This window comes from Streptomyces sp. NPDC050658 (genome assembly GCF_044457025.1).
Lineage (GTDB): Bacteria > Actinomycetota > Actinomycetes > Streptomycetales > Streptomycetaceae > Streptomyces.
On the sequence record NZ_JBITGM010000014.1, the window covers coordinates 258,736 to 284,923 of the forward strand.

26 protein-coding genes, 1 tRNA gene and 1 pseudogene are annotated in these 26,188 nt (G+C 70.2%); 20 read left to right on the top strand and 8 right to left on the bottom strand.

The features are described from left to right. The first annotated feature begins 30 nt into the window (after positions 1–30). Entirely contained in the window at positions 31–1,278 is a 1,248-nt protein-coding gene (locus tag ACIBKX_RS36545; protein WP_363269998.1) for an extracellular solute-binding protein, read from the top strand. 36 nt (positions 1,279–1,314) lie between these two features. Here ACIBKX_RS36545 and ACIBKX_RS36550 read toward each other — a convergent pair whose 3' ends face one another. Then, complete coding sequence (locus tag ACIBKX_RS36550; protein WP_363269997.1) at positions 1,315–2,844, bottom strand: MFS transporter; 1,530 nt, start codon at positions 2,842–2,844, stop codon at positions 1,315–1,317. A gap of 62 nt (positions 2,845–2,906) precedes the next feature. Between ACIBKX_RS36550 and ACIBKX_RS36555 the strand changes: the two genes are divergently transcribed. Next, positions 2,907–3,917 (top strand): YafY family protein, encoded by a 1,011-nt coding sequence (locus ACIBKX_RS36555; RefSeq protein ID WP_363269996.1) that lies wholly within the window; start codon positions 2,907–2,909, stop codon positions 3,915–3,917. A gap of 72 nt (positions 3,918–3,989) precedes the next feature. Here the strand turns inward: ACIBKX_RS36555 and ACIBKX_RS36560 are convergent, their stop codons facing one another. Beyond that, complete coding sequence (locus tag ACIBKX_RS36560) at positions 3,990–4,562, bottom strand: TetR/AcrR family transcriptional regulator (RefSeq protein WP_363269995.1); 573 nt, start codon at positions 4,560–4,562, stop codon at positions 3,990–3,992. Positions 4,563–4,663: 101 nt separating this feature from the next. On the opposite strand from ACIBKX_RS36560, the gene ACIBKX_RS36565 reads away from it, so the two are divergent. Further along, a complete protein-coding gene (locus tag ACIBKX_RS36565) occupies positions 4,664–4,951 on the top strand; it encodes an antibiotic biosynthesis monooxygenase (RefSeq protein WP_363269994.1) in 288 nt (95 codons plus the stop codon). Positions 4,952–5,055: 104 nt separating this feature from the next. On the opposite strand, the gene ACIBKX_RS36570 is transcribed toward ACIBKX_RS36565, so the two are convergent. Continuing rightward, positions 5,056–6,063 (bottom strand): sigma-70 family RNA polymerase sigma factor, encoded by a 1,008-nt coding sequence (locus tag ACIBKX_RS36570; RefSeq protein ID WP_363269993.1) that lies wholly within the window; start codon positions 6,061–6,063, stop codon positions 5,056–5,058. Positions 6,064–6,244: 181 nt separating this feature from the next. Between ACIBKX_RS36570 and ACIBKX_RS36575 the strand changes: the two genes are divergently transcribed. Both ACIBKX_RS36575 and ACIBKX_RS36580 read left to right on the top strand, forming a co-directional pair. Beyond that, a complete protein-coding gene (locus ACIBKX_RS36575; RefSeq protein ID WP_363269992.1) occupies positions 6,245–6,841 on the top strand; it encodes an N-acetyltransferase family protein in 597 nt (198 codons plus the stop codon). Between the two features lie 66 nt (positions 6,842–6,907). Continuing rightward, a complete protein-coding gene (locus ACIBKX_RS36580) occupies positions 6,908–7,954 on the top strand; it encodes a questin oxidase family protein (RefSeq protein WP_363269991.1) in 1,047 nt (348 codons plus the stop codon). Here ACIBKX_RS36580 and ACIBKX_RS36585 read toward each other — a convergent pair. Continuing rightward, a complete protein-coding gene (locus tag ACIBKX_RS36585; protein WP_363269990.1) occupies positions 7,951–8,733 on the bottom strand; it encodes a class III extradiol ring-cleavage dioxygenase in 783 nt (260 codons plus the stop codon). The two genes, ACIBKX_RS36580 and ACIBKX_RS36585, sit on opposite strands and share 4 nt — an antisense overlap. Positions 8,734–8,859: 126 nt before the next feature. On the opposite strand from ACIBKX_RS36585, the gene ACIBKX_RS36590 reads away from it, so the two are divergent. Further along, on the top strand, positions 8,860–9,399 hold the full coding sequence (locus ACIBKX_RS36590) for a MarR family transcriptional regulator (protein ID WP_363269989.1): 540 nt from the start codon (positions 8,860–8,862) through the stop codon (positions 9,397–9,399). Positions 9,400–9,424: 25 nt separating this feature from the next. Here ACIBKX_RS36590 and ACIBKX_RS36595 read toward each other — a convergent pair whose 3' ends face one another. After that, complete coding sequence (locus ACIBKX_RS36595) at positions 9,425–10,927, bottom strand: MFS transporter (RefSeq protein WP_363269988.1); 1,503 nt, start codon at positions 10,925–10,927, stop codon at positions 9,425–9,427. Between the two features lie 93 nt (positions 10,928–11,020). Further along, complete coding sequence (locus ACIBKX_RS36600) at positions 11,021–11,677, bottom strand: helix-turn-helix domain-containing protein (protein WP_363269987.1); 657 nt, start codon at positions 11,675–11,677, stop codon at positions 11,021–11,023. Between the two features lie 397 nt (positions 11,678–12,074). On the opposite strand from ACIBKX_RS36600, the gene ACIBKX_RS36605 reads away from it, so the two are divergent. Beyond that, positions 12,075–13,358 (top strand): M6 family metalloprotease domain-containing protein, encoded by a 1,284-nt coding sequence (locus tag ACIBKX_RS36605; protein ID WP_363269986.1) that lies wholly within the window; start codon positions 12,075–12,077, stop codon positions 13,356–13,358. 14 nt (positions 13,359–13,372) lie between these two features. Here the strand turns inward: ACIBKX_RS36605 and rho are convergent, their stop codons facing one another. Next, the gene (gene rho / locus ACIBKX_RS36610) at positions 13,373–14,593 is read right to left on the bottom strand and encodes a transcription termination factor Rho (protein ID WP_399377025.1); all 1,221 of its coding nucleotides are present in this window, start codon (positions 14,591–14,593) and stop codon (positions 13,373–13,375) included. Positions 14,594–15,028: 435 nt separating this feature from the next. Between rho and ACIBKX_RS36615 the strand changes: the two genes are divergently transcribed. From ACIBKX_RS36615 to ACIBKX_RS36670, 12 genes and pseudogenes are all read left to right on the top strand, one after another. Next, on the top strand, positions 15,029–16,564 hold the full coding sequence (locus tag ACIBKX_RS36615; protein WP_363269984.1) for a hypothetical protein: 1,536 nt from the start codon (positions 15,029–15,031) through the stop codon (positions 16,562–16,564). A 155-nt stretch (positions 16,565–16,719) separates the two neighbouring features. Beyond that, positions 16,720–17,319, top strand: coding sequence for a hypothetical protein (locus tag ACIBKX_RS36620; protein ID WP_363269982.1), 600 nt, complete (start codon positions 16,720–16,722; stop codon positions 17,317–17,319). A gap of 103 nt (positions 17,320–17,422) precedes the next feature. Next, positions 17,423–18,214, top strand: a complete 792-nt coding sequence (locus tag ACIBKX_RS36625) for a 3-hydroxybutyrate dehydrogenase (protein ID WP_363269981.1) — start codon at positions 17,423–17,425, stop codon at positions 18,212–18,214. A 54-nt stretch (positions 18,215–18,268) separates the two neighbouring features. Then, positions 18,269–19,684: an MFS transporter gene (locus ACIBKX_RS36630; RefSeq protein ID WP_363269980.1), complete on the top strand. Its 1,416-nt coding sequence runs from the start codon at positions 18,269–18,271 to the stop codon at positions 19,682–19,684. Between the two features lie 95 nt (positions 19,685–19,779). Continuing rightward, a pseudogene (locus ACIBKX_RS36635) lies at positions 19,780–21,688 on the top strand (helix-turn-helix domain-containing protein). 59 nt (positions 21,689–21,747) lie between these two features. Continuing rightward, positions 21,748–21,820 (top strand) — tRNA-Arg (locus ACIBKX_RS36640). Positions 21,821–21,933: 113 nt separating this feature from the next. Beyond that, positions 21,934–22,143: a hypothetical protein gene (locus ACIBKX_RS36645; protein ID WP_363269979.1), complete on the top strand. Its 210-nt coding sequence runs from the start codon at positions 21,934–21,936 to the stop codon at positions 22,141–22,143. Further along, positions 22,140–22,265, top strand: a complete 126-nt coding sequence (locus ACIBKX_RS36650) for a hypothetical protein (RefSeq protein WP_363269978.1) — start codon at positions 22,140–22,142, stop codon at positions 22,263–22,265. Before ACIBKX_RS36645 ends, ACIBKX_RS36650 begins: the two co-directional genes overlap by 4 nt. A 172-nt stretch (positions 22,266–22,437) precedes the next feature. Continuing rightward, positions 22,438–22,851 carry a hypothetical protein gene (locus tag ACIBKX_RS36655; RefSeq protein ID WP_363269977.1) on the top strand — a complete coding sequence of 138 codons (414 nt, stop codon included), beginning with the start codon at positions 22,438–22,440 and terminating at the stop codon, positions 22,849–22,851. A gap of 84 nt (positions 22,852–22,935) precedes the next feature. Then, entirely contained in the window at positions 22,936–23,451 is a 516-nt protein-coding gene (locus ACIBKX_RS36660; RefSeq protein WP_363269976.1) for a pentapeptide repeat-containing protein, read from the top strand. Between the two features lie 98 nt (positions 23,452–23,549). Beyond that, complete coding sequence (locus tag ACIBKX_RS36665) at positions 23,550–23,699, top strand: helix-turn-helix transcriptional regulator (RefSeq protein ID WP_363269975.1); 150 nt, start codon at positions 23,550–23,552, stop codon at positions 23,697–23,699. Positions 23,700–23,850: 151 nt separating this feature from the next. Next, positions 23,851–24,435 (top strand): hypothetical protein, encoded by a 585-nt coding sequence (locus ACIBKX_RS36670; RefSeq protein ID WP_363269974.1) that lies wholly within the window; start codon positions 23,851–23,853, stop codon positions 24,433–24,435. A gap of 63 nt (positions 24,436–24,498) precedes the next feature. Here ACIBKX_RS36670 and ACIBKX_RS36675 read toward each other — a convergent pair whose 3' ends face one another. After that, positions 24,499–24,750, bottom strand: coding sequence for a hypothetical protein (locus tag ACIBKX_RS36675; RefSeq protein WP_363269973.1), 252 nt, complete (start codon positions 24,748–24,750; stop codon positions 24,499–24,501). A gap of 221 nt (positions 24,751–24,971) precedes the next feature. On the opposite strand from ACIBKX_RS36675, the gene ACIBKX_RS36680 reads away from it, so the two are divergent. After that, on the top strand, positions 24,972–25,979 hold the full coding sequence (locus tag ACIBKX_RS36680; protein WP_363269972.1) for a restriction endonuclease: 1,008 nt from the start codon (positions 24,972–24,974) through the stop codon (positions 25,977–25,979). The last annotated feature ends 209 nt before the right edge of the window (positions 25,980–26,188 follow it).

The window sequence follows — 26,188 nt, forward strand, 5'->3', positions numbered from 1 at the left end:
TGCGGTGCGATCAGAAGGTGGCAAAGAGCGGTGCGTCGTCGGCAGTTCCTTCTCCACACGGCCGGTCTCACCGGCGCCTCGGCGCTCGGGCTCAGCGCCTGTTCGTCGGACGGCGACACGACCACCCTCAAACTCCTCGTGGCCAGCTACGACGAGAGCGTGGGCTCCTCCATCGGCGACCAGTGGGGCGGCCTGATCGCGGCCTTCGAGAAGGCCCATCCCGCCATCAAGATCGACCTGGAGCGGGTCCCCTTCAACAAGCTGGACCGGACGCTGGCCCGGCGCGTGAAGGACGGCGACGCGCCCGACATCGCGCAGTCCAACGTCTTCGCCCCCTACGCCGAGGACGGCAAGCTCTACAGCGCGCCCGACCTCTTCGAGATCCGCACCGAGGCCGACTTCACCCGCTCGTACGCGGAGGCCGGCTCGGTCAAGCACATCCAGTACGGCATCCCGTTCCTGGCCAGCACGCCCCGCCTCTTCTACAACAAGGCCCTGTTCAAGCAGGCGCGGCTCGAAGCGCCCACGTCCTGGGACGAGTTGCTGACGGTGGCGCAGACGCTGAAGTCGATCGGCGTGAAGACCCCGTACGGCCTGCAGCTGGGCCCCGAGGCCGCCGAGGACGAGCTGCTGTCGTGGCTGCTCGCCGACGACGGCGGCTACGCGGGCCTGACGAGCTACGACTTCGACACCGCGGCCAACATCCAGACGCTGACCTGGCTGCGGGACGAGCTGGTGGGCCAGGGTCTTGCGGGCAAGAACCCGGCGGGGCTCAACAGGACGGCCGCGTACGCCCAGTTCATGAAGGGCGACATCGGCATGCTGATCGCCCACCCGGTGCTCATGGGCGCCGCCGACAAGTACAAGTTCCCGTACGCGCACGCCGCGTTCCCGACGCGGCGTGGCGGGGCCGCGGCGCCCGTGGGCCTGAGCGACTGGCTGCTGGCGTTCCGGCAGAACGGCAACGGCGCCGCGTGCGGCGAGTTCCTCAGCTACATCTACGGCCGCAAGTCGGCGACGGCGTACGGCGGCGGCCAGGCGGCGCTGCCGGTGACCAGTTCGGCGGCGACGGCGCTGCGGGCGGACGCGGCGCAGCGCCCGCTGTGGAAGTTCATCGACCAGATGCCGCAGGCGCAGTTCCAGCCGGTCAACATGCGCTCGTGGCCGACGGTCCGGGCGGCCATCCGCAAGGAGATCGGCGGCGCCGTGATGAAGGGCGGCGACCCCAGCGCCGTACTGGAGTCCCTGGACACGACGGCGACCCAGGCGGAGCTCTAGTCTCCACCTGGGCCGCGCCCCGCCCCTTACCGCACGTCAGGAAGTCAACGCGGGCTCCCGCTCGGGCAGTTCACCGTCGAGTTCACCGTCCTCGACGACATCAGCACCTTCGACGTGCTGCCGGGGCCTGCCCGGCAGGGCGAACATCAGCAGGAAGATGACGGCGAGGACACCGACGACCCACCACAGCGAGTTCTGGAAGGCGTCGACGAACTCGGCGGGCACCTGGCCGGCCGTGACCTTCTCGTCGATCACGCCGAAGAACACCACCGACACAAGCCCGAGACCGAGCGCGGTGCCCATCTGCTGCACGGTGTTGATGAGCCCGGAGGCCGACCCCGAGTGCTCGCGCGGCACTTCGGAGAGCACGGCGTCGGTGAGCGGCGCGACGATGAGCCCCATGCCGACGCCCATGACGACCAGCGGCAGCGCCATCTGCCAGGACGCGATGTCCGCGCCGTACCGGTTCGCCTCCCAGATGTAGATCAGCACGCCGGCGGCCATGGTGATCGCGCCCGCCTGGAGCACCTTGCGGCCGAACCGGGGGACGAGCTTCTGCACGGAGATACCGGCGGCCACCGAGACGGCGATCGAGAACGGGATGCCGGTGGTGCCCGCCCGCAGCGCGGACCAGCCGAGCCCCTCCTGCATGTAGAGCGTCCACACCAGGAAGAAGATGCCCATCGTCACGCCGAAGACGGTCTGCACCGCGATACCCGCCGCGAAGCTCTTCACCTTGAACAGCGACAGCTCCACCAGCGGCGAACCGTCCTTCGCCGCCTTCTTCTTCTCGTACGCGACGAGCGCGCCGAAGACCAGGACGCCGCCCGCCATCATGGCGTACCCCCACAGCGGCCAGTCCAGCTCTCCGCCGCGGGTCAGCGGGTAGATCACGGCCAGCATGCCGAGCGTGACGAGGACGACGCCGACCATGTCGAGCTTGAGCGCCTTCGGCGCCTTGGACTCGGTGATGAACTTCCGGCCGAGGATCAGCCCCGCGATGCCGACGGGCAGGTTGATGAGGAAGATCGGCCGCCACTCGAGCCCGAAGAGGTTCCACTCGGTGAGCAGGGCGCCGAGCAGCGGACCGGAGACGGCGCCGAGCCCCACGATCATCCCGAAGAGTCCGAAGACCTTGCCGCGCTCGTGCGCGGGGAACGTGGCGTGCACGATCGACAGCACCTGCGGCACCATCATCGCGGCCATGCCGCCCTGCAGGATCCGGGACGCGACCAGCATCTCCGGATTCGCGGCGAATCCGCAGAGCGCGGAGGCGAGCGTGAAGCCGCCGATGCCGATCAGGAACATCCGCTTGCGCCCGTGGATGTCGCCGAGCCGCCCGCCGGTGATCAGACCGGCCGCGAAGGCCAGTGCGTAACCCGCGGTGATCCACTGGATCTGGCTGAACGTGGCACCGGCGTCCCGCTTTATGGAGGGGATCGCGATGTTGACGATGGTGACGTCGACGAGGTCCATGAAGGCCGCGGTCATCACGATGGCGAGCGCGAACCAGCGACGGCGGTCGCCGGGGCCGGCCTGGGCTTGAGCGGGGCTGCTGTAAGTCATGCGAGAAACCTAGGGGCCATATAGGCCAGGTTGCGTCCTAGTTAAACGGCATCCTGAAGAACATGACCTCGAATCCCGGTACGTCCCCACCGCGCTCCTCCACGACCACGGCCACCGACACCCCCGCGAGGCTCCTCCAACTGCTGTCGCTCCTGCAGACGCCGCGGGAGTGGCCGGGCGGTGAACTGTCCGAGCGGCTCGGCGTCAGCCGCCGCACCGTACGGCGCGACATCGACCGACTGCGGGACCTCGGCTATCCGGTGCAGGCGAGCCAGGGCGCGGCCGGCGGCTACCGCCTGGTCGCGGGCAAGGCGATGCCGCCGCTGGTCCTGGACGACGAGGAGGCGGTGGCGATCGCGGTGGGGCTGCGGGCGGGGGCGGGCCATGCGGTGGAGGGCATCGAGGAGGCCTCCGTGCGCGCGCTGGCGAAGCTGGAGCAGGTCCTCCCCTCCCGTCTGCGCCACCGGGTCTCGACCCTCCAGATCGCGACGACCCCCCTCACCAGCGGGGACGGCGCGAGCATCGCCCCCGAGACGCTGACGGTGATGGCGTCCGCGGCGGCGGGCCAGGAGCGTCTCCGTTTCGCGTACCGCGCGGGGGACGGCACCGAGTCGCGCCGCCTGACCGAGCCCTATCGGCTGGTGTCGACGGGCCGTCGCTGGTACCTGGTCGCGTACGACATCGACCGCGAGGACTGGCGGACGTTCCGCGTGGACCGGGTGTCGTCGCCGTTCGCGACGGGAGCGCGGTTCGCGCCGCGGGAGCTGCCCACCGGGAACGCCGCGGAGTACATCCGCCAGTCCATGTGGCGCGGTCAGCAGTCGTACGCCATCGACGTGACGTTCGCGGCTCCGGCGGAGTACATCGCGGCACGGCTCCCCGCGGCGCTCGGAACGCCGGAACGGATCTCCGACACGTCCTGCCGCCTGCGGTCGACGGTGCCGGACTCCATCGAATGGCTGGCGGTCCGCCTGGCGTTGGCCGACTGCGACTTCACGGCACATGAACCGCCGGAACTGGTGCAGTACCTGCGCGACCTGGGCGCACGCCTGACTCGGGCCTCCGGCACGTGATCCGCCCTGGGGTCTCTCATCCACCGGAGTTCATCCACCGGAGTTCATCCGCCGGAGTTCATCCACCGGAATTCATCCGCCGGAGTTGCCGTGCGGGAGGTCGAGGATGATGTCGGCGGCGCGGGCGATGACCTGGGCGCGGGTGCCTGCCGGGTGGTCGGCGGCGAGGAAGTGGCTGCCGATGGCCGTGCAGAAGGCGAGCAGGGCGCGGGCCTCCACCTCTTCGGGGTCGGCGCAGAAGGTGCTGATCGAATCGCGCGCCAACTGGATGCGTTCGTTGTCCACGCGGCGCAGGCGGGCGGCGACGGCGGGGTCGCGGCGGGCCCATTCGCGGATGGCCAGGTCGATGCGGAGCAGCCGGTCGCTGGAGAAGGTGAGCTGTCCGGCCAGGCGGACCTTGTCCCGTGCGTCGCCGCCCTCCCGCTCGACCCGGTCGATGACGTCGTCGACGCTCTCGCGCTCCCAGGTCTCCAGCATCTCGGTCAGCAGTGCGTCACGGTCGGCGAAGTAGCCGTAGAAGCCACCCTTGGTCACCCCGAGCGCCTTGGCGAGCGCCTCGATCCGCACCGCGTCCACACCGCCTGCGGCCAGCGCCCGCAGCCCCTCCTCGATCCACTGCTCCCGCGGCGTGCGCAACGCGCCCATCTGTGGCTCACCTCACCGTCGAAGACCTGTTGTACGAGGCCGTACAACAGGTCTAGCCTCACCTTGTACGGGATCGTATAACCCGACGAGAGGGGCACGTCATGTCATTCGGTTTCGTCGCCTTCCACTACCCGGCTCCCGAACACGTCGACGCGTTCGTCGCCGACTGCCACAAGGTCGCCGACGCGATGCGGCGGCAGCCGGGCTTCGAGTCGGTCGGGGTCTGGGTCACCCCGGACGGCGAGGCGGTCGTCACCACCGGCGCGTTCGAGTCCGAGGAGGCCTTCCGGGCCACGGCCGACCTCGCCCGCGAGATGGACGCGACGCCTGACGGCCAGAGCGACCTGGAGGTCAGGCCCCGAGAGGTCCACTTCCTGGTGTCGCGCTAGCGGCTGCCGGGCAATCGGGTGGGCCGGCGGGAGAGGAAGTGAGTCCCGGTGCCGGGGGGATGGCACCGGGGCTCAGCTAGAGGGGGCGGCTCAAGGCCGGCCGCCTAGGCCGCCGCGTCGAAGCCCGTGTCCCTGGCCAGCTTCTTCAGTTCCAGCAGCGCGTGCTTCTCGATCTGGCGGATCCGCTCCCGGGTCAGGCCGTGCTGCTTGCCCACCTCCGTCAGCGTCCGCTCACGGCCGTCCTCGATGCCGTACCGCATCTTGATGATGGAGGCCGTGCGCTGGTCGAGGCGGCCGATCAGTCCGTCCAGCTCCTCGCTGCGCAGCAGCGTCAGGACGGACTGCTCGGGGGAGATCGCCGAGGTGTCCTCGAGCAGGTCACCGAACTGGGTGTCGCCGTCGTCGTCCACGCCCATGTTCAGCGAGACCGGGTCACGGGCCCAGTCCAGGACGTCCACGACCCGCTCCGGGGTGGAGTCGAGCTCGGCTGCGACCTCCTCGGGCTCCGGGTCCCGCCCGTTCTTCCGGTTGAACTCACGCTGCACGCGGCGGATCCGGCCCAGCTCCTCCACCAGGTGGACGGGGAGGCGGATGGTGCGCGACTGGTCGGCTATGGAGCGCGTGATGGCCTGGCGGATCCACCACGTCGCGTACGTGGAGAACTTGAAGCCCTTGGCGTAGTCGAACTTCTCCACCGCGCGGACCAGGCCCGCGTTCCCCTCCTGGATCAGGTCGAGGAGAGGGAGACCGCTCCTCGGATAGCGCCGGGCCACGGCCACGACAAGACGGAGGTTCGAGCGAATGAAGACATCCTTCGCGCGCTCGCCGTCGGCGACCAACGCCTCCAGCTCCTCGCGGGACGCGGCCGCACCCGCCTCCGAGTCCTCGACCTCTCCGTCCAGTATCTTCCGCGCGTACACCCCCGCCTCGATGATCTGGGACAGCTCGACTTCCTTGGCGGCGTCGAGCAGCGGCGTACGCGCGATCTCGTCGAGGTACATGCCGACCAGGTCGCGGTCGGCGATCTCCCCGCCTACGGCGCGAACACTGCGTGCCGCGTCGGTCTCGCCGGAGGAGGCGGACTTACGACGGGCGACGGCACGGGTTGCCATGCGTGCTCCCTTGCGTGTGGAGGTCCTGGTCGGCCTTTTCACGGCCTCTGTGGTGGAAACCACACCCTTCCGGATGCCTGCTTCCGATGGAAACAACGACTGGAATCCGGACAGAATTCCCAAGCCGCGCATCTATTTTCCCGACGGTGCAGTACCCTGTGCCGCCACAAGGGGAGGCGGGATGCCGTCGGAACGCACAGAGGTGCAGGTCAGGCCGGGCACCGAGGGTGACCTCGCGGCGCTGACCGACATCTACAACCACTACGTACGTGAGACGGCGATCACATTCGACACGGCCGTCTTCCTGCCAGAAGAGCGCCGCCCTTGGCTGCTCTCCCACCCTGAAGACGGCCCCCACCGCCTGATGGTTGCCCAGGAGCGAAAGTCGGCAGCCGAACCGGGCCCGGCAGCCGAACCGGACCCGGCAGAGCAGAACCCGGGCCGCATCCTCGGCTACGCCACCAGCAGCCCGTTCCGCCCCAAGCCCGCGTACGCCACTTCAGTGGAAGTCAGCGTCTACTGCGCCCCGGACGCCGCCGGCCGCGGCATCGGCACCCTGCTCTACAAGTCCCTCTTCGAGGCCCTGGACGACGAGGCCGCCGCCCACGGAGACCTGCACCGCGCCTACGCCGGCATCGCCCAGCCCAACCACGCCTCGCACCGCCTCCATGAACGCTTCGGCTTCCGGCACGTCGGCACGTACAAGGAAGTGGGCCGCAAGTTCGGCCGCTACTGGGACGTCGCCTGGTACGAACGCCCCCTCGGACCGCAGGCCTAAGTCGGCCCTCAGCCCTAGTCCGCAAGCCCGTTACGCCCGGCCCGCGCTCCACTTAGCGTGCGGGCCATGGACACCTCAGGCCCTCTCGACGGCACCCTCGACGGCACCCTCGACGAAGCCCTCCAGCGCCTGCACGCCTCCGGCCCCGAACGCCTCGGCCGCCTCACCAACCACGCCCCGATGGCCGTCGAGGCCCTGGCCGCCCACGGACAGTCCGGCGCGGTGCACCGCTGGCTGGAGCTGTACGCGCCCAAGCTGGAGGGGTTCCCGAGCAGGGTGGAGCCGGTCACCGGCGCCAACTGGCAGGCGGCGCTGGGCGATCCACGCCGGGCCGCGGACTGGATCGCGTACTTCACGCACCAGACGTCCGACCGGCCCTGGCGCGACGTCCTCGCCGAGTGGTGGCCCCGCCTGCTGCCCGGCATGTACGGCGGCTCCACGCACCCGGTGATCCGGGTGGGCCACGCGGTCCGCGCCCTCATGGCCACCGACGCGGGCGAAGCGACCGCACCCCGCGTCGCCGAACTCGCCCACGGCCTCGGCTACTGGGCCGCCCGCCACCACCCCGTGACCGGCGTGACAACACTCCCCGGTGCCGACAGCGCGGCGGCCGCCCTGGACGCGGTCGAGCCGATCCGCGACCGGGCGGAGGGCGGCTTCCCCGCGCGCCTCGGCCGGGTCGAGGGCCTCCCCGCCTGGGCGGCGGACGTCACCACCCCCGACGAGGCGCACCGCAGGCTGACCGAGCTGGTGCGGGCGGCGACCCACCGGTACGCCACGCACGGCCACGGCGAGGAGACGATGCTGGTGCACGCGGCGACGGCGCCGAACGCCGTACTGCGCGCCCTGCCCGCACTCCCCCGCACCCTGTGGGCGCCGAGCCTGCACGCGGCCTGGACGGCGTCGGCCGCCGTGACGTCGATGTACGCCCCGGACGCCCCGGTCGGATACACCGCGCCCGGCACCTTCGCCCCCGAGGAGGTCTTCGAGCGGGCCCTGGCCCATGGCGACGAGCACGTCATCAAGTTCACGGACACGGCACTGGACGTCGGTGACGAGGCCGCCCTGACGGCGGCGTTGCGGGCGATGGAGCTAAGCGAGCCGCTCGCTTAGCCGAACTGCACCGACCTCTTCGCCAACCCCATCCAGAACCCGTCGATCACGCTCCTCTGATCGCCGAGGTCACCCGACGCCTCCGCCGCCCCCAACGTCACGAACAGCGGCGCGAAATGCTCCGTGCGCGGATGCGCCAGCTCCCCCGCCGGGGACTTGTGCGCGAAATCGAGCAGCCCGTCCACATCCCCCGCGTCCAGCGCCTCGCGCCCCCACGCGTCGAACTCGACCGACCACGACGGAATGCCGCCCTGGCGCAGCGCCGCCAGGTTGTGCGTGAAGAAGCCGCTGCCGACGATGAGGACGCCCTCGTCCCGCAGCGGGGCCAGCTTGCGGCCGATGTCCATCAGGCGCTGCGGATCGAGCGTCGGCATGGAGATCTGCAGGACGGGGATGTCCGCGTCGGGGTACATCTCGACGAGCGGGACGTACGCTCCGTGGTCGAGCCCGCGATCCGGGATGTCCTGCACCGGCGTACCCGCCCCGCGCAGCAACTTACGTACGGAGTCGGCGAGTTGCGGGGCGCCGGGAGCGGCGTACGTCACCTGGTAGTAGTGCTCGGGGAAGCCCCAGAAGTCGTAGACGAGCGGGGCCGTCTCCGTGGCGCCGAGGGCGAGCGGGGCCTCCTCCCAGTGGGCGGAGACCATCAGGATGGCCTTGGGACGCGGCAACCCCGCCGACCAGGCCCGGAGCTCGTCCGGCCAGAGGGCGTCGTCGGCGAGCGGCGGCGCGCCGTGGCTGAGGTACAGGGCGGGCATGCGCTCCTGGGTTTCGGTCATGACGACACCTCCGGAAATACCAAACGCGCTCGGCAGTTTTACTTTAACTCTCAAGCTTCCTGTTCGATGATGACCCTACTCCCGCATTGTTTAACTTTCAAGGAAGGGTTGCGTACAGTGGAGTACATGGACACGGCACCCACTTCTCCTCCCGACGCCGCCGCCGACGCCCGCGCCGACGAGGAGCCGCGCTGGCTCGACGACGAGGAACAGCGCACCTGGCTCGCGTACCTGCACGCCACCACGCTCCTGGAGGATCACCTCGACCGCCAGTTGCAGCGCGACGCGGGCATGCCGCACATCTACTACGGACTGCTCGTCCAGCTCTCCGTCGCCCCGCGCCGCCGGCTGCGGATGACCGAGCTGGCGAAGAACTCCAAGATCACCCGGTCCCGGCTCTCGCACGCCGTCGCCCGCCTGGAGAAGAACGGCTGGGTGCGCCGCGAGGACTGTCCCTCGGACAAGCGCGGGCAGTTCGCGATCCTCACCGAGGACGGCTACGAGGTGCTGCGCCGGACCGCGCCGGGCCATGTCACCGCCGTACGCCAGGCGCTCTTCGACCGGCTCAGCCCGGAACAGCAGAAGTCCCTCGGCGAGATCATGATGATCGTCGCCGAGGGACTTCAGCCCAAGGAGGCCGGGGCGGACCTCCCCTGGCTCCGCTAGGGCCCCGTAGGTCCCGCTGCCGGGATCAGTGCGCCAGCACCGGGACCTTCACCTCGTCCTCGGCGCCGTCCGCCGAACCGGCGGAGGCGGACGCGCCGCCCTGGGCACCGGTGTTGATGAACGTGAAGGCGATCGCGGCGGAGACCACCAGGATGCCGACCGCCCACCAGATGGCGCTGGTGTAGCCCTCGACCATGGCCTGCGCCTGGAGGAGCTTCGGGTTGCTCGCGCCCAGCGCCGCGTGGTCCGCGATGTACGCGGTCGTCGCCGAAGCGGCGATGGTGTTCAGGAGGGCCGTGCCGATGGCGCCGCCCACCTGCTGCGAGGTGTTGACCATCGCGGAGGCGACACCGGCGTCACGCGCCTCCACACCGTGCGTGGCCAGGGACATGGCCGGCATGAACGCCGTACCCATGCCGAGGCCCAGCATCAGCTGCGCGGGCATGATCAGACCGGCGTACGAGGAACCGATCTCCAGCTGCGTCAGGAGCAGCATGCCGACGGCCGCGAGCAGGAAGCCCGGACCCATCAGGAGCCGCGGTGCGACGCGGGTCATCAGCCGGGCGCCGATCTGCGTGGAGCCCGTGATCATGCCGACGATCATCGGCAGGAACGCGAAGCCGGTCTTCACCGGCGAGAAGCCCTTGACGATCTGCAGGTAGTACGTGAGGAACAGGAACAGGCCGAACATCGCGATGACCGCGAGGCCGAGCGACAGGTAGACGCCGCCGCGGTTGCGCTCGGTCAGGACGCGCAGCGGGAGCAGCGGCGACTTGACCTTGGCCTCGGTGAGGACGAACGCGGCGAGCAGTACGGCCGACGCGACGAACATGCCGATGGTCAGGGAGTCCGACCAGCCGGCCGACTCGGCACGGGTGAAGCCGTAGACGAGCGCGACCAGACCGAGGGTGGACAGGACCACGCCCGGGATGTCGAGCGGCGAGCGGTTGCGGCCGCCGGCCGGCTCACGGATGACGAAGTACGCGCCGAGCGCGGCGACCACCGCGAACGGGATGTTCACGAAGAAGGTCCAGCGCCAGTTCAGGTACTCGGTGAGGAAACCGCCGAGGATCAGGCCGACGGCGCCACCGCCACCGGCGATCGCGCCGTAGATGCCGAAGGCCTTGGCGCGCTCCTTGGCGTCGGTGAACATCACCGCGAGCAGCGAGAGGGCGGCGGGCGCGAGCAGCGCGCCGAACACACCCTGCAGGGCGCGGGCGCCCAGCATCATGGCCTCGCCGGTCGCGGCACCGCCGAGCGCGGAGGCCGCGGCGAAGCCGATCAGGCCGGTCACGAAGGTGCGCTTGCGGCCCCAGAGGTCGGCGATGCGGCCACCGAAGAGCAGCAGACCACCGAAGGCCAGGGCGTAGGCCGTGATGACCCACTGACGGTTGCCGTCCGAGATGCCCAGGTCCTGCTGGGCGGAGGGCAGCGCGATGTTCACGATCGTCGCGTCGAGCACGACCATCAGCTGCGCGAGCGCGATGAATATCAGCGCTTTCCAGCGCCTCGGGTCTGTTTCTGACATGGGGGTAGCCACCTAGCGGTACGGAAGTGAAAAAACGGACGTGAGAAGACAGGCGTGACGTACAGGAGTGAACGGTCGGAGGTCAGGCGGGACTCACGACTGGCGCAGGTCCTCCAAGGTCGCCGCCTCCCCCGGAAGCTCGGAGCGTGCCGGTGCCATCAGGCCGTCCATGAACAGCTGCAGATGGCGGTGGACGAAGCGGTCCATGTTCGGGCACGCGGTGCCGGGCAGCGGCCTGGTGAGCTGGGAGAGGGCGACCATCAGGTCTCCGACGGCGATGTCGGTGCGCAGCTGCCCGGCGGTGCGCGCCCGCTCCATCAGCCCGTCGATCGCGGCCTCGAGCCGGTCGCGGGCGTCGATCAGATCAGGGTGCTCGGGGTCGAACGCCTCCTGGAGCATCGGGCACAGGGCGCCGATCCGCTCGTCGGCGGCGGCGTGCACGAACTCGCGGAGCGCGTCGAAGGCGGCGCCCTCGTCGGCGTCCGACCTGACGCGGGCGCGCTCGGCGTGCTCGGCGACGCGGTCCGTCACCAGCAGCACGACCTGGTGGACCAGTTCGGCGCGGTCCGCGAAGTGCCGGTAGACCGTGGCGTTGCCGACGCCGGCCCGGCGCGCGACCTCGTCGAGCGGCACATCGGCGCCGAACTCGACGAACATCTCGCGTGCGGCGACGACGATCCGCTCCCGGTTGCGCAGGGCGTCGGCCCGCGGGCGGGTGGCCTTGCGCTGGGGGGCGGTGGCGGTGTCCACGACGGCACTCCTCGAAGCTGTGGTTGACCCTTGCGGTGCGATGCGGGGAATCAGTCCCCGTTTCGCTCGGACACAGGTCTAAACGGGGAAGCAGTCCCCGGATATTTCCGGGCACCCGGTTTGTTTTCTGTGACCCGCGTCACACATCTACGCCTCCCGGCTCACACCTCCGCGGCTCCCGGCTCACACCTCGACGCCTCCCGGCTCACACCTCCATGCCTCCCGGCTCACACCTCGACGCCTCCCGGCTCACACCTCCATGCCTCCCGGCTCACACCTCCGCGAGCAAGAAACCCACGATCGGTCGCACCCAGCGAGCGCCCGCGCGGACCCCGGCACAGGGTGAGCGAACAGGGTGCAGCCAGGACCGACGGCTGCCGCAACGGGAGGGCGACGTATGCAGCAGCCGACCTGGAGGCGGATACGCGGAGCCCGTCGTGGCGCGGCACTTGCCACCTGCGCCGCTCTCGCCCTCACGGTCACCACGTCGGCCAGCACCGGCCGGCTGATGGAGGACTCCCCCACGGCGGCGGGCCCCGTGTCCCTGGCCCGCGCGACCGCCCTCGGCCCGTGCATGATCAACGGCACGCTGGGCGTCCAGATGTCGGAGGGCGTGCCCACGCCCGCCGGGTACTCCCGCTCCACGGGCACCGTCCGGGCCCTGAACCTCATGGTCGACTTCTCCGACGCACCCGGCGAGGGAACCGCCATGGAGCGGCTCGCGGAGTTCTTCCCGCAGACCTCGGACTGGTTCCGCACCAGCTCCTACGGGCGGCTCGACTACCGCCCGGAGTCCCCTGTCCCCGACTGGCTGCGGATGCCGAAGACCTTCAAGGCGTACGGGATAGAGCGGGGCGCCCCGTTCGATCCGGGGTACCGCGAACTCGTCCAGGACATCGTGGCGGCGGCCGACCCGGACGTGGACTTCCGCGAGTACGACCTGGTCAACATCCTCATCACGCCGAACGCGGGCCCCTCCGCGCTCGACACGGTCCTGTCCGTGACCTTCGCGGGCAACACCGAGGCGCCCGTCGCGGACGGCGTCCCGGTCGCCAACGCGTCGTTCGTCTACAGCCGCCAGGACGACGGCTCGGGCAGCTACCGCGAGACCGGCTACCGCGTACTCCCGCACGAGAACGGCCACACCTTCGGCCTGCCCGACCTCTACACCCAGGAGGGCGGCGGCGCGGTCGGCCACTGGGACATCATGAGCGAGGACTGGGGCGCCAACAACGATCTGCTCGCCTGGCACAAGTGGAAGCTGGGCTGGCTCGACGACGACCAGATCAGCTGCGCGTCCAACTCCGGCACCACCGAGCACACGCTGACCCCGCTCGCGGAGCGCGGCGGCACAAAGCTCGCCTTCGTACCGATGGACGAGAAGACGGGGTACGCCGTCGAGGTACGCACCCAGGGCGGCAACGACGAGGCGGTCTGCAAGCCGGGCGTACTGGTCTACCGGGTGAACGCGGAGATCGACACGGGCCACGGCCCGGTCACCGTCGCCGACTCGGACAGGGACAGCGGCGGTTGCACGCGGCTGCCGAACGTCCACGCGGAGCTCTCCGACGCGCCGTACGGGCCGGGGCAGACGTTCGTGGACAAGAAGGCGGGGGTGCGCGTCACGGTGGCGGGCGTCGACGACGACGGCGGCTACCGGGTGCACATCACGCGGCCGTAAGCCTCCGGTTCGGCTCAACTGCCGTTGACCTTCGCGGAGTTGGCGCCGGGCACCGTCTGCCGTACCTGCCGCAGGAAGGCCGCGTTGTCCGGTGTCTTGCGCATGCGGTCGAGCAGCGCCTCCAGGCCGCCGTGCGCGTCCCGGCCGTGCAGGGCGCGCCGCAGTCCGCGTACGGCGGTCAACTCGTCGGCCGGAACGAGGAGTTCGTCACGGCGCGTACCGGAAGGGGTGACGTCGACGGCGGGGAAGACGCGCCGCTCGGCGACGGCGCGGTCGAGGCGGAGCTCCATGTTGCCGGTGCTCTTGAGTTCCTCGAAGTAGTAGTCGTCGGCGCGCGATCCGGTCTCCACGAGCACGGTCGCGAGCATGGTCAGGGAGCCGCCCTCCTCCGCGAGCCGCGCGGCGCCGAAGAGGCGCTTGGGGCCCTGGACCGAGGCGGCGTCGACACCGCCCGAGAGCGTACGGCCGCCACTGGACGCCGCGTTGTTGTAGGCCCTGCACAGCCGGGTGAGGGAGTCGAAGAGCATGACGACGTCACGCCCCTCCTCCACGAGCCGCTTGGCGCGCTCCACGGCCAGTTCGGCCAGGGCGATGTGCTGCTTGGCGGGCCGGTCGAAGGTCGAGGCGAGCACTTCACCGCGTACGGAACGCTTCATGTCCGTGACCTCCTCGGGGCGTTCGTCGAGGAGTACGACCATCAGGTGTGCCTCGGGGTGGTTCGCGGCGACGGCCGCGGCGATCTGCTGGAGCAGCACGGTCTTGCCGGTGCGGGGCGGCGCGACGATGAGGCCGCGCTGACCCTTGCCGACGGGGGCGACCAGATCCACGAGCCGGGTCGCGACGGGGCCGCCCGCGGTTTCGAGGCGGATGCGCTCGCGGGGGTGCAGCGGGGTGAGATCCCCGAAGCGGGCCCGCGCGCGGAGCGCCTCGGCGGAGTGACCGTTGACGCGGTGGACGTCGGTGAGGGTGCGGGAACGCGCGCACTCCCCCTCGACGAGGTCGCCGTTGCGCAGACCGAGCCGGCGGACGAGGGCGGTGGGGACCTGTACGTCGTTGGGCACGGGGAGGCAGTCGCCGGTACGGAGATGGCCGTGGCCGCCCTGGGTGATGTCGAGGATGCCGGAGGCGGGCTTGACCGGGGGCGGGGCGGATGTCTTTTCGTGAGTGATCGTTGCGGTGGTCATGATGGGTTCCTTTCGCAGACATGCGAATGACGGAGCCCGGCGGGACGGCATGATCACGCCCCGTACGACGGGCTGGAAGCAAAGCGGCCTCTGAGGAGGCGGAAGAGAAGAACTCGGCGAGAAGCTCGCCGGAGAGATCAGCACCGGCGCCGCAGAGAGGCGGCGTACACACGTGCTGTTCGCAAGGTAGCACAGGCCCGGGAGCGCCGAACGTGACGTGGGTCACCTCACTGCGGGGCGGCGGCGCGCGGTCCGCATTGGGCCGAGTGGCCCGTCCGCTGGTGGCGCCGCACGGCCCGGCACAGCATGGCGATCAGGAGGGGGCTGAAGCGCGAGCACTCTTGAGCGAGGCCATGCATGCGAGAAACCGGGTTGATCTCCGGCCCCCGGAGCGGCGTACCGTCCTGGGAGAATTGGGAGACGGGCGAAGGCCGGCACCGCTTGCCGCTCCCCGGCGCCGACCGGGACCGGTCAGGCGCGCGCCGGATGCTGTGGCCCGCCCTGGTCGCCGCCGCCTTCAGCTTCGCCCAGCTGCTGCTCACGACCCCTGGCGTGGGGCTCGGCTGGGACGAGACGGTCTACGTCAGCCAGGTCAGCGAACAGGCGCCCGCGGCGTTCTTCAGCGCTCCCCGCGCCCGCGGCATCACCCTCCTCGTCGCGCCGGTCACCGCGTTGACCACGTCCACCGAGATCCTCCGCGTCTGCCTCGCCCTCCTCTCCGGTTGCGGCCTGTTCGTCGCGCTGTGCGCCTGGCGACGGCTGCTGCCGCCCGCCGTGCTCGCGGTCGCCGGTGCGCTCTTCGCCGGCCTGTGGATCACGATGTTCTACGGGCCGCAGGTGATGCCGAACCTGTGGGTGGCGTACGGGGCGTTCGCCGCCGTCGGCTGCTTTCTGCGCGCGCTGAGGTCTCCCGGGGCCACGCTCGGGATTCCCGGGGCCACGCTCGGGATTCCCGGTGGCACGCTCGGATTTCCCGGTGGCACGCTCGGGATTCCCCGCTTCACCCGTGACAGGTGGGCGTTGCCCGGCCTGGGAGCCTCGGTCGCGTTCGTCGCCCTCATGCGCCCGACCGACGCCGTGTGGCTGGCCGTGCCGCTCGTCGCCACGGCGCTGCTGACCTGGGCACGCCCGGGCGCCCGCCGGCGTCACTGGCCGCTGCTCGCCGTGCCGGCCGCCGGCGCGGTGCTCGGCTCCGCCGTGTGGATCGCCGAGGCGTACGCACGGTACGGCGGTCTGCGGCAGCGGCTGGGGCGGGCGAGCGAGATCCAGGGCGACCTCGGCTGGAACGTCGCCGTCGACGACCACGTACGCGCCCTGGCGGGCCGCACGCTGTGCCGCCCCTGCGACGTGGCCTGGGAACACCCCGCGTCCGCCCTCTGGTTCTTCGCGCTGCCCCTGCTCGTCGCGGTCGGCGTGCTGTGTGCCTGGCGTACGCCGCATCGCACGCAGATCGTCGTGGCCACGGCGGTCGGCACGTGCATGGCCGCGCCGTATCTGTTCGCCGTCGGCTATGCCGCGCCGCGCTTCCTGCTGCCCGCGTACGCGCTCCTCGCCCTGCCCGTGGCGCTGTTCCTGGTCCGCGCCTGCCGTCGGCGGGGAAAATGGCGGCCGGCCGTCGTCGGCCTCGTCGCCGTGGGCGTCGTCGCGCACCTCGCCATCCAGTACCGGCTACTCGAAGGGGTCGTCGACCGCGCCCGCGCCAACAACATCGCCTTCGGCCGTATCGCCGCGGAACTGAACGCCCAAGGGGTTCGCCCGCCGTGTGTGCTCACCGGTGAAGAGGCCGTCCGTGTCGCCTTCCGCACGGGCTGCGCCTCCCGCCAGCCCACCGGCCACGACGGCAGCATCACGCGCGCCGGCCTCGCTTCCGCCGCCCTCGACCGGCCGGTCGCCGTCCTGGTCCCGGGCGATCGGAAGCCCCCTTCGTACGCCCGGAACTGGCGCGCGGTCCGGCTGCCCGAGCTGCCCTTCCTCACGGACTACCGGGCCTACCTCTCCCCTCCTCCGGTGCAGCCGAACTAATCTGTGGAACATAGGGAGTTGGCCTGGAATCCCGTTTGCCTCGTGTGACACGCTCGGACACGTTCGTGAACGTACCGAACAGGGATTCCCCTTCCCCGCAGGGCAATCCACTTCCCCCTGCAACGCAATCCAGGCCCGACAGGAAATCAACTCCCGTGCGCAGAACTACTTCCATGGCGGCCGCCGCTGCCGCCGCCCTGATCGCCCTCACGCTGAGCGGCTGCGGCAGCGGCGACGACGGAGGCAAGAGCGACGACGCGAAGGGCGCGGGCGAGTCGAAGCCCAGCGCTTCGGAGCCCAGCGCTTCGGAGCCCGCCGAGAAGCCGTCCACGACAAAGCCGTCCACGAAGAAGCCCACCCCCACCCCCGGCAAGGCGCGGGAAACGGAGTCGGCCACCCCCAGCCCCGCCAGGACCGCGGCCCCCGCGCCGACCCGTACGGCCGCCCCGAAACCCGCCCCCACCAGCAAGCCCGGCGCGAGCGGCGTCCAGGGGACCTGGTACCACATCGTCCGCGCGCAGGACGGCAAGGAGATGGTCCTGACGATCTCCGGGACCTCGCTCACCATGCGCGCCGGCGCGAAGTCCTGCACCGGGACGATCAGCAGCACCATGGCCATGACCGTCGACTGCGGCGGCGGTGACATGACGACCACGGGTACGGCCGTGGCGACCGGCAGCGGGACCGCGCAGAAGCTCGCGTGCACCTGGTCGGACGGCAGCACGGACCGCTTCGCGCGGACGCACCCGGCGTAACCGCCCCCACGGGCAACGCCCTTCAGGCCCACATACACAAGCCCCCTGTTATGTGGCCCCCACACATGGGAACGCCCCGCGCGGCGCCCTTACGTTTCCCGCCATGACCAGCACTGTGAGCGGAAGCGCCCCCGCCGGAGCGACGGCGGGCGCCGATCTGACCGGACGTACCGCCATGGTCACCGGAGGCGGCAGCGGCATCGGGCGTGCTTGTGCCGTGGCGCTCGCCGCCTCCGGGGCCTTCGTCCATGTCGTGGACGTGGACGCCGATTCGGCCAAGGCGGCGGCAGAAGCCGTCGGCGGCGCGGCGCACGTCGTGGACCTCGCCGACCCCGCGGCGCTCGGTACGCTGCCCGCCGCGGTGGACGTCCTCGTCAACAGCGCGGGGCTGCAACACGTCGCGCCCCTGGAGGAGTTCCCCCCGGAGCGGTTCGACCTGATCCAGCGGGTGATGGTCACCGCCCCGTTCCTCCTCCTGCGGCAGACGCTGCCGCACATGTACGCGCGGGGCTGGGGCCGCGTCGTGAACATCTCCAGCGTGCACGGGCTGCGGGCCAGCGCCTTCAAGAGCGCGTACGTCGCGGCCAAGCACGCCCTGGAGGGGCTCAGCAAGGTCACCGCCCTGGAAGGCGCCGCGCACGGCGTCACCAGCAACTGCCTCAGCCCCGGCTACACCCGTACCCCCCTCGTCGAGCACCAGATCAGCGCCCAGGCCGCCGCCCACGGCATCGCTCCGGAGCGGGTGCTCACCGACGTACTGCTGCGTCGTTCGGCGGCCAAGCGGCTGATCGAGCCGGAGGAGGTGGCCGCCGCGGCGCTGTGGCTGTGCGGGCCGCACACCGGCTTCGTGACCGGGGCGTCGCTCCCCCTCGACGGCGGCTGGACCGCCGCCTAGCGCCCCGCCTTCCTCAAGAGCTCTCCCACGTCCCCATAGAGAACGGATCACGCCATGGCAGCAACGCCGCATGCCCAGGGCAAGGACCCAGCCGACCGGCCCCAGCCCCAGCCCCAGCCCCAGAAGAAGACCGGCATCGCCCGCATCATCAGCGCCAGCCTGATCGGCACCACCATCGAGTGGTACGACTTCTTCCTCTACGGCTCGGCGGCGGCCCTCGTCTTCAACACCCTCTTCTTCCCCGACAGCGACCCCCTGGTCGGCACGCTCCTCTCCTTCCTCACGTACGCCGTCGGCTTCGCCGCTCGCCCCCTCGGCGGTGTCGTCTTCGGTCACTTCGGCGACAAGATCGGCCGTAAGAAGCTGCTGGTCCTGAGCCTGCTGATGATGGGCGGCGCGACGTTCGCGATGGGCCTGCTGCCCACGCACGCGACGCTCGGCGTGGGCGCCCCGATCCTCCTGACCCTGCTCCGCCTGGTCCAGGGCTTCGCGCTCGGCGGCGAGTGGGGCGGTGCCGTACTCATCGTGTCCGAGCACGGCGACGACAAGAACCGCGGCTTCTGGGCGTCCTGGCCGCAGGCCGGCGCGCCGGGCGGCAATCTCCTCGCCACCGGTGTCCTCGCGCTGCTCGCCGCCGTCCAGTCGGACGAGGCGTTCCTCGCGTGGGGCTGGCGGATCCCGTTCCTGCTGTCCGGCGTACTGGTGATCATCGGTCTGTGGATACGGGTGTCGGTGTCGGAGTCCCCGCTGTTCCTGGAGGCGCAGGCGCGGGCGGCCGAAGCGGACACCGGGGTCAAGGACGAGGCACCCGTCGTCGAGGTCTTCCGCCACAACTGGCGCGGCGTCCTGACGGCCATCGGAACACGGCTCGGCGAGAACGTCTCGTACTACATCCTCACGGCCTTCGTCCTCGTCTACGTCACCGTGCATCTGGAGCTGCCCAAGAGCACGGCCCTGAACGCCGTGCTCATCGGCTCGGCGGTGCACTTCATCACCATCCCCCTCTGGGGCGCGCTCTCGGACCGCATCGGCCGCAGGCCGGTCACCCTCATCGGCTCGATCGGCATGGCGGTGTGGGCCTTCGCCTTCTTCGCGCTGGTCGACAGCGAGTCCTTCACCGTCATCACGCTGGCGGTCACGGTGGGGCTGCTCTTCCACGGGGCGATGTACGGGCCGCAGGCGGCGTTCATCTCCGAGATGTTCGACACGAAGGTGCGCTACTCGGGGGCCTCGATGGGCTCGCAGCTGGCGTCGATCATCGGCGGCGCGCTCGCGCCGATCATCGCCGTGGAGCTGCTCAAGGACTACGAGTCGGCGACGCCGGTGGCCCTGTACGTCTGCGTCACGGTGATCATCACGACGCTGACGGTGCTCGCGGCGAAGGAGACGCGGGGCCGTTCGCTGGCGCAGCGGACGACGCCGGACGAGGCCTCCTCGGCGGCGGCTCCCTCGGCGACAATCGGAAGCTGACCGCGAAGTAGCGACTGAAGCCGCTGAAGTCGCTGAAGCCGCTGAAGCCACGCAGTCCGCTGAAGCCGAAGCCCGCTCCCGGAGGCGACCGACGTATGCCCCGTCCCGCAGACCTGGCCCACCGGGAGCTCGCGCACGCCGCGGCCGCCCTGCGCGAGCTGCTCGACCTGCTGGCCGGGGACGCCCCGGCCGAGCACTTCGCCCGGCCGGCGGCGGCGGCACGGGCGGCGGGCGCCTGTGCCGCCGAACTCGGCGCGATAGACGAGGCCACACAGACAGCCCTACGGGTACGCCGCACCCTCAACCAGCACCAGCGCCGGGAGGCCGAGCTGACCGCGCTGTTCGACACGGCGGGCGACCTCGCGGCGCTGCGGGACCTTGGACGCGGTACTCCGCGCAATCGTCCACAGGGCGAAGCTTCTGCTTCGTACGGATGTGGCGTACCTGTCCCTGAACGACGACGTGGCGGGCGACACCTATATGAGGGTCACCGACGGCTCGGTCTCGGCGGCGTTCCAGAACCTGCGCCTCGGGATGGGCGAGGGACTGGGCGGCCTCGTGGCACAGACGGCCCGCCCGTACGCCACCGGCGACTACGAGGTGGACCCCCGCTTCCAGCACACCTCCACGATCGACAGCGCCGTACTGGAGGAGGGCCTGCACGCGATCCTCGGAGTCCCTCTTCGTCAGGGCACCCACGTCATCGGCGTCCTGTACGCGGCGGACCGCACGGCCCGCTCCTTCACCCCGGACGAGGGCGCACTCCTGTCCTCGCTGGCGGACCATGCGGCGATAGCGATAGACAGCGCACGCCGCATGGAGGAGACGCGGGCGGCGCTGGTCGACCTCAACACGGCATCGCAGACGATCCAGGCCCACAGCGAGGCCCTGCGCCGGGCGGAGGACGCGCACGACCGCCTGACGGACCTGGTGCTGCGGGGCGGCGACTTCACGGAGGTGGCGACGGCGATCGGCGCGCTCCTGCACGGCGGCACCCTGATCCACGACGCGGACGGCACGGAACTGGCCCGGGTGGGCGCGGCCCCGCGCACCCCGCCGGCGAAGGCGGTGGCGACGTCACGCACCAGCGGCAGGGCGGTACCGCTGGACGGCACCTGGGTGTGCGCGGTCCTGGCGGGCCCGGAGCTGCTGGGCAGCATCGCCCTGACGGACCGCCCGGACCTGAACGAGCCGGACAGACGCCTCTTCGAGCGGGCAGGAGTAGTGACGGCACTGCTCCTCCTGCTCCGCCGCTCGGCATCGGAGGCGGAGGACCGGGTACGAGGCGAACTGCTCGACGACCTCCTCTCCCTGACCGGCACACCGGCCCGCCTGACGGCGAGGGCCCGCAAACTGGAAGTGGACCTGACGACGCCGCACGCGGTATTCGTCCCGCACGCCGAATCGGCCCCCCGCCAGACCCTCCTCAACACGGCGGCACGCGCCGCCCGCACCCGAGGCGGCCTGTCGGGCCTGCACCACGACCACGTGGTCCTTGTCCTCCCGACGACATCCACCTCAACCTGCGCCCGCACGCTGGCGACGGAGCTGACGCAGGCGGCGGGCACTCCGGTGACGGTGGGCGCGGCGGGCCCCGGCGTGGGCCCGGCGGCCTTGTCCCAGGCCCACGCGGAGGCCCTGCGCTGCCTGTCGGCCCTGCGCGCGCTGGGCCACAAGGGCCAGGGAGCGGACCTCCCCGACCTGGGCTTCCTCGGCGTACTCCTGGGCGACGACACGGACCTCGACTCGTACGTACGCCGCACACTGGGCCCGGTCCTGGACTACGACGCGAGACGCAACACGGAACTGACCCACACGCTGAGGGCCTACTTCGCCTCGGGAATGAGCCAGTCGAAGGCAAAGGACGCCCTGCACGTCCACGTGAACACGGTGGTCCAACGCCTGGACCGCATATCCCAGTTGCTGGGCCCGGACTGGCAGACCCCGGAACGGGCCCTGGAGCTCCAGCTGGCGCTGCGCCTGCACGCGGTATCCGGCACCTGACACTGCCCCGCCCCCCGCATCGGCTACCCTGTCCAAAGCTGTCCTCACGGACAAGCCCCGCCTTCGTAGCTCAGGGGATAGAGCACCGCTCTCCTAAAGCGGGTGTCGCAGGTTCGAATCCTGCCGGGGGCACAGAGATGTAGCAGGTCAGAAGCCCTGTCGTCCGGTCGGGCGACAGGGCTTCGATCTTGCAGCACATATATGGCACACATGGGGTGCGCACAGAGGGCGGGGAGGAGTCGGCGATGCCCGCGAAAGACGAGCTGGGCCGGCGGCGGTACGAGAGGCTGGTCGACCTCCTGGAGTCGATGATGCGGGCCACCCTCAAGCCCCAGTACGAGGGGTACTACGGGCAGCTGATCCTGAGCGGCGATGACCTCGCGGAGATGGGCGACCTCAAGACGTGCGTCGTGCTGCCCGAGAGGCCGGCCGCCGTCTCGGCTGGAAACCGATGACCAAGCTCGTTGGTGGGCGGCTCTTCGTTCTCGACGAGCGGGAGGTGCCGGAGGAGGTCGAGCGGCCGGCCGGTGACGAGGCTGCAGAGGCCGTGGACCGCGCACGGCGTGAAGGACGCTGACAGGCCCCGTTCTGGCAACGCTCTTCATCGGCCCGTCGGGCTCCGCCGTGAACCAGAGGAAGTCCGGACCGGTTCCCCTCCTCCGCCTCCGTGCGATGGGATGGCCTCCATGTCCCATAGCCCTCTCAGGAATATCGGACCGCGCTGTACTCGCCTGTACCGCCGCCACCGGGTGATCGTCAGTCTGACAGTGGGGGCGGCCGTTGCCGTCGGGGCCATCCTCGTGGTGTTGGGGCCGGTGTCGTGGTGGGTAGCCGGCGATACGGTTCAGGGCCTTCATGGCAAGGAGCGGGCAGATGCGCTGAACGCAGTACGCCAGACGCTGCTGGCCGCCATGGGAGGGGCATCCGTACTGCTCGGGCTGGGGTACACCGCCCGTACCTATCAGCTGTCGCGGCGTGGGCAGGTGACCGAGCGATTCAGCACGGCCATAGGGCAGTTGGCCTCCGACAAGCTCGAAGAACGGCTGGGAGCCGTTTACGGGCTGGAGCACGTCATGGCGGAGTCGCCTCAGGATCACGCCACCGTGGTGGGCGTCCTGTCGGCCTTCGTCCGTGAAAACGCCCGAGGGTCCGCTCGTCGTTAGGCACCCACCGATTCAGAGGGACGCAGGCCGCCGCGGCCAGTCCCGGCACCGGGTACAGAACCGCCCGCGGACATCAAGGCGGCCGTGGAAGTTCTCGCACGGCGGCCCGAACGGGACGAGGCCCGCCGTATCGACCTCCGTTCCACCCAACTGGTTGGACTGATGCTTCGCAGCTTCGAGTTCGATGCCCCGCCCCGTCTCTCTCGGGCGTTCCTGACCTGGGCAGACCTTTGCCGTGCCGATCTGCGTGGTGCTGACCTGCGCGACGCCATTCTCAACAGCGCTGATCTGAGCCGTACGAATCTCGCGGGGGTCCGCCTCGATGACGCGGGACTGGTCGAAGCGGACCTTCGCGGCGCCCTCCTCGCCGAGACGACGCTGCTCGGCACGGACCTCAGTGGCGCAGACCTCAGGGACACCAGAAGCCTCACCGCCCGGCAGCTGGCGGGAGCCGTGATCGATGAGGAAACCCGGCTGCCCGCGCCTCTCGCGAGTGACCCATGGGTCACTGCTCGTCTCGCGGCCTGCCGCGCATGGCGGGAGCAAGACCAGTGGAACGCGCATACACCGCCCCCGCCCCCAACAGCCCCTGTGGGGTAAAGACAATCTCGGCTCCACTGACAACCTGCATGCGCGAGATCCAAGGGCCAAGAGATTTTCCCGCGGCCGAGGTGGCCCGCTGGCGGGAAGTGCGCGGCATGTCCAAGCGGACGTTAGCCCTGGCCATGGGGTTCGACCCGTCCTACGTCAGCCATGTGGAGTCCGGCCGCCACAATCCCAGCGAGGAGTTCTCACGGCTCGCCGACGAGGCGCTGAACGCCGGGAAGGCGATCTGGCGGCGGTGGTGACTACGAGCAGGCCAAGGCCTGTACCCGGCGGCCCGCGGCGTCACCGCCCGCCCGGCGCCGCCCCGAGCAGCCGTACGCGACCGGCTCCGCACTCACCGTCGAGCACGACGCCGCACGGCTCCAGTACGACGGCGGCAACTACCGGCTCATCATGCGCCGACGCCTGTGGAACACCGGCGACGAGTTGGTCACCCGCTGCCTGATCCGGATCTCCGTCGACCGCTACCCCGGCGATCCCGAGCGGTCCAACACCCACTACAGAGCGAACCCATTGGCCTGGGACGAACTTGCGCTGACGGCCAACTGCCGGGGTGAAGCGATGCGCTGGGAATCCAAGCACGACCGCGACGCCTTCAAGGAAGTCTGGCTGCTGTTCGACAACGAACACGGCCGCTTCCCGCTCTACCCCGGCGAGTCCGTGTGGATCGAGTACGCCTACACCGTCGGCGACGACAAGTGGGGCCGCTGGTTCCAGCGAGCCGTGCGCCTGCCCACCGAGCGCCTGGAAGTCCAACTCGTCTTCCCCGCCGCCCTCGACCCCGTCGTATGGGGCACCGAGACCTCCATGACCGCCGAAGCCTCCCCTCTCCGGACCCCTCCCGTACGAAGCGACGACAGCAAGCTACGGCAATTCACATGGATCACGACCACACCCGCCCTGCACGCTCGGTACCGTCTTGAGTGGCGGTTCCGCACGCGGCCCGAACCCGATACGCAACAAGGGGAGTTCAGGTGATCGACGCGCGGCCCAGCCGGCGAATGCGCGACCTCGGAGTCGTCCAGCACGGCGCCGACATCCTCACCGAACCGGGCCCGCCCCTTCGACCTGCCCGCCGAGCGCGGCGAGGCCGAGCGCATCACCGAACGAACTCTTCGCCACCATGGAGCGAATCGGCCAGGTCCACCTCTTCGCCAAGGGCAAGGGCATCGCCGCCCCACAGATCGCATCGGCCGCACCGCGGCCGTCGTCCAGCCGTCCGGCGACGCACCCGCCATCATCCTGCTCAACCCACGGATCACCGACCGCTCCGGCGAAATGGACGAGCAGCACGAAGGCTGACTCAGCTTCTTCGACGTACGCGGCCTCGTCCCCAGCCCCCTGAAGATCACGGTGGAGATCACGGCCCTGACCGACCGGCCGTGCCTGGGTCTACGACGGCACCTGACCGTCACAGGGCAGCCGAAATCGGCGCGCTTCCCGAGGTCATGGGAGGCGTGCGAATGTCGGCACCTGCATCCCATCGGCCCAGAAGCAGAGGAAGCCCAAAAAGAATGTGGTTCCAGGACCCCGGCCACGTCAGTGACGTACTGATCCGGCCGAACGCCGAAGAAGCCCTGAAGAACATGCCTCAATCCCGTCGCACCACTTGGGAACGAGACATCGAGAACGCCAAGAAGGACATCCTCGGCACCGGAACCGTGTTGGGCTCCGAAAAGCACACGGGAACCTACGACCCCAAGTACCAGTCATGGGACATGCCACCGGAGCTTGGAATCGGTATCTCCGCCGTCGACGACGGTGTGGCTACCGTGACGCTCATCCAGCACCGCCTGGCAGGATTCGACACCCTGTGCCAAGTCGTCACCTACCTGAACGGCAACCGGATCTTCCACAAGGTGACTGTGGGAGAAATCCTGCCTCCAGGCAGCGGCGCGCTCGGGCCCGTCGCCACTCCCCAGTCGACCGCTGCCTCCCACACACCCACCAGCTACGACCCTGACGACTATGCGCGTCAGCTTCGCGAGGCCGACGTGGCATACCGCACGCTGATGGCCCAGTACCAGACCAGGGACGCGCGCACCCGTGAGGCCCTCTCCTCCGAACTCGCCAATCTAGTTGCCCTCCTGAAGGACCAAGGGCGCGTCCTGGACGAAAAATCCCCCACCGACGAACCCCGCGCCGCCCCCGACTGGTTCTCCCTGACCGCCACTGAGTTTGAGCAAGCCATCGCCGAGCTGTGCCGCAAAGACGGCTGCACACGGGTCCAGACTCCTGGAGGAGCCGGAGACCTCGGGGCAGATGTCATCGCCTACACCCCTGACGACCGCAAACTCGTCATCCAGTGCAAGCAGTACAACGGCAAGGTCCGCAGTCCAGATGTGCAGAAGTTCGCCGGCACCGTCTTCCACATCCACCGCGCCGATGTCGCCCTGCTGGTCACCACCGCGAGCCTCACCGCACCCGCAGCAGACTGCGCACGAGCCGCTGGCATCCGCGTGGCAGAAGCTCGCCAGCTCAACATGTGGGCCACAGGAACCGGCCAACCGCCCTGGAAGTAGGACGATACGCAGGGGCTCTCTCGCTACGGAGGGAAGTCTTCCCGGGCCAGACGCCCTGCCGCCGACATTTGCACAGGTCACAGCCTTGATCAGGGAAAACTCCTAAAGCGGGTGTCGCAGGTTCGAATCCTGCCGGGGGCACCAACCGGAACGCCTCGGGCCGATCATGGTCCGGGGCGTTTGCTGTCGGCGGTGGCCCGTATCGGCCG

Coding starts and splice junctions, on each gene's coding strand:
- ACIBKX_RS36550 (WP_363269997.1), bottom strand. CDS start 2,844: ATGACTTACAGCAGCCCCGCTCAAGCCCAGGCCGGCCCCGGCGACCGC.
- ACIBKX_RS36555 (WP_363269996.1), top strand. CDS start 2,907: ATGACCTCGAATCCCGGTACGTCCCCACCGCGCTCCTCCACGACCACG.
- ACIBKX_RS36560 (WP_363269995.1), bottom strand. CDS start 4,562: ATGGGCGCGTTGCGCACGCCGCGGGAGCAGTGGATCGAGGAGGGGCTG.
- ACIBKX_RS36565 (WP_363269994.1), top strand. CDS start 4,664: ATGTCATTCGGTTTCGTCGCCTTCCACTACCCGGCTCCCGAACACGTC.
- ACIBKX_RS36570 (WP_363269993.1), bottom strand. CDS start 6,063: ATGGCAACCCGTGCCGTCGCCCGTCGTAAGTCCGCCTCCTCCGGCGAG.
- ACIBKX_RS36575 (WP_363269992.1), top strand. CDS start 6,245: ATGCCGTCGGAACGCACAGAGGTGCAGGTCAGGCCGGGCACCGAGGGT.
- ACIBKX_RS36580 (WP_363269991.1), top strand. CDS start 6,908: ATGGACACCTCAGGCCCTCTCGACGGCACCCTCGACGGCACCCTCGAC.
- ACIBKX_RS36585 (WP_363269990.1), bottom strand. CDS start 8,733: ATGACCGAAACCCAGGAGCGCATGCCCGCCCTGTACCTCAGCCACGGC.
- ACIBKX_RS36590 (WP_363269989.1), top strand. CDS start 8,860: ATGGACACGGCACCCACTTCTCCTCCCGACGCCGCCGCCGACGCCCGC.
- ACIBKX_RS36595 (WP_363269988.1), bottom strand. CDS start 10,927: ATGTCAGAAACAGACCCGAGGCGCTGGAAAGCGCTGATATTCATCGCG.
- ACIBKX_RS36605 (WP_363269986.1), top strand. CDS start 12,075: ATGCAGCAGCCGACCTGGAGGCGGATACGCGGAGCCCGTCGTGGCGCG.
- rho (WP_399377025.1), bottom strand. CDS start 14,593: ATGCCGTCCCGCCGGGCTCCGTCATTCGCATGTCTGCGAAAGGAACCC.
- ACIBKX_RS36615 (WP_363269984.1), top strand. CDS start 15,029: ATGCTGTGGCCCGCCCTGGTCGCCGCCGCCTTCAGCTTCGCCCAGCTG.
- ACIBKX_RS36625 (WP_363269981.1), top strand. CDS start 17,423: ATGACCAGCACTGTGAGCGGAAGCGCCCCCGCCGGAGCGACGGCGGGC.
- ACIBKX_RS36630 (WP_363269980.1), top strand. CDS start 18,269: ATGGCAGCAACGCCGCATGCCCAGGGCAAGGACCCAGCCGACCGGCCC.
- ACIBKX_RS36645 (WP_363269979.1), top strand. CDS start 21,934: ATGCCCGCGAAAGACGAGCTGGGCCGGCGGCGGTACGAGAGGCTGGTC.
- ACIBKX_RS36650 (WP_363269978.1), top strand. CDS start 22,140: ATGACCAAGCTCGTTGGTGGGCGGCTCTTCGTTCTCGACGAGCGGGAG.
- ACIBKX_RS36665 (WP_363269975.1), top strand. CDS start 23,550: ATGTCCAAGCGGACGTTAGCCCTGGCCATGGGGTTCGACCCGTCCTAC.
- ACIBKX_RS36670 (WP_363269974.1), top strand. CDS start 23,851: ATGCGCCGACGCCTGTGGAACACCGGCGACGAGTTGGTCACCCGCTGC.
- ACIBKX_RS36680 (WP_363269972.1), top strand. CDS start 24,972: ATGTGGTTCCAGGACCCCGGCCACGTCAGTGACGTACTGATCCGGCCG.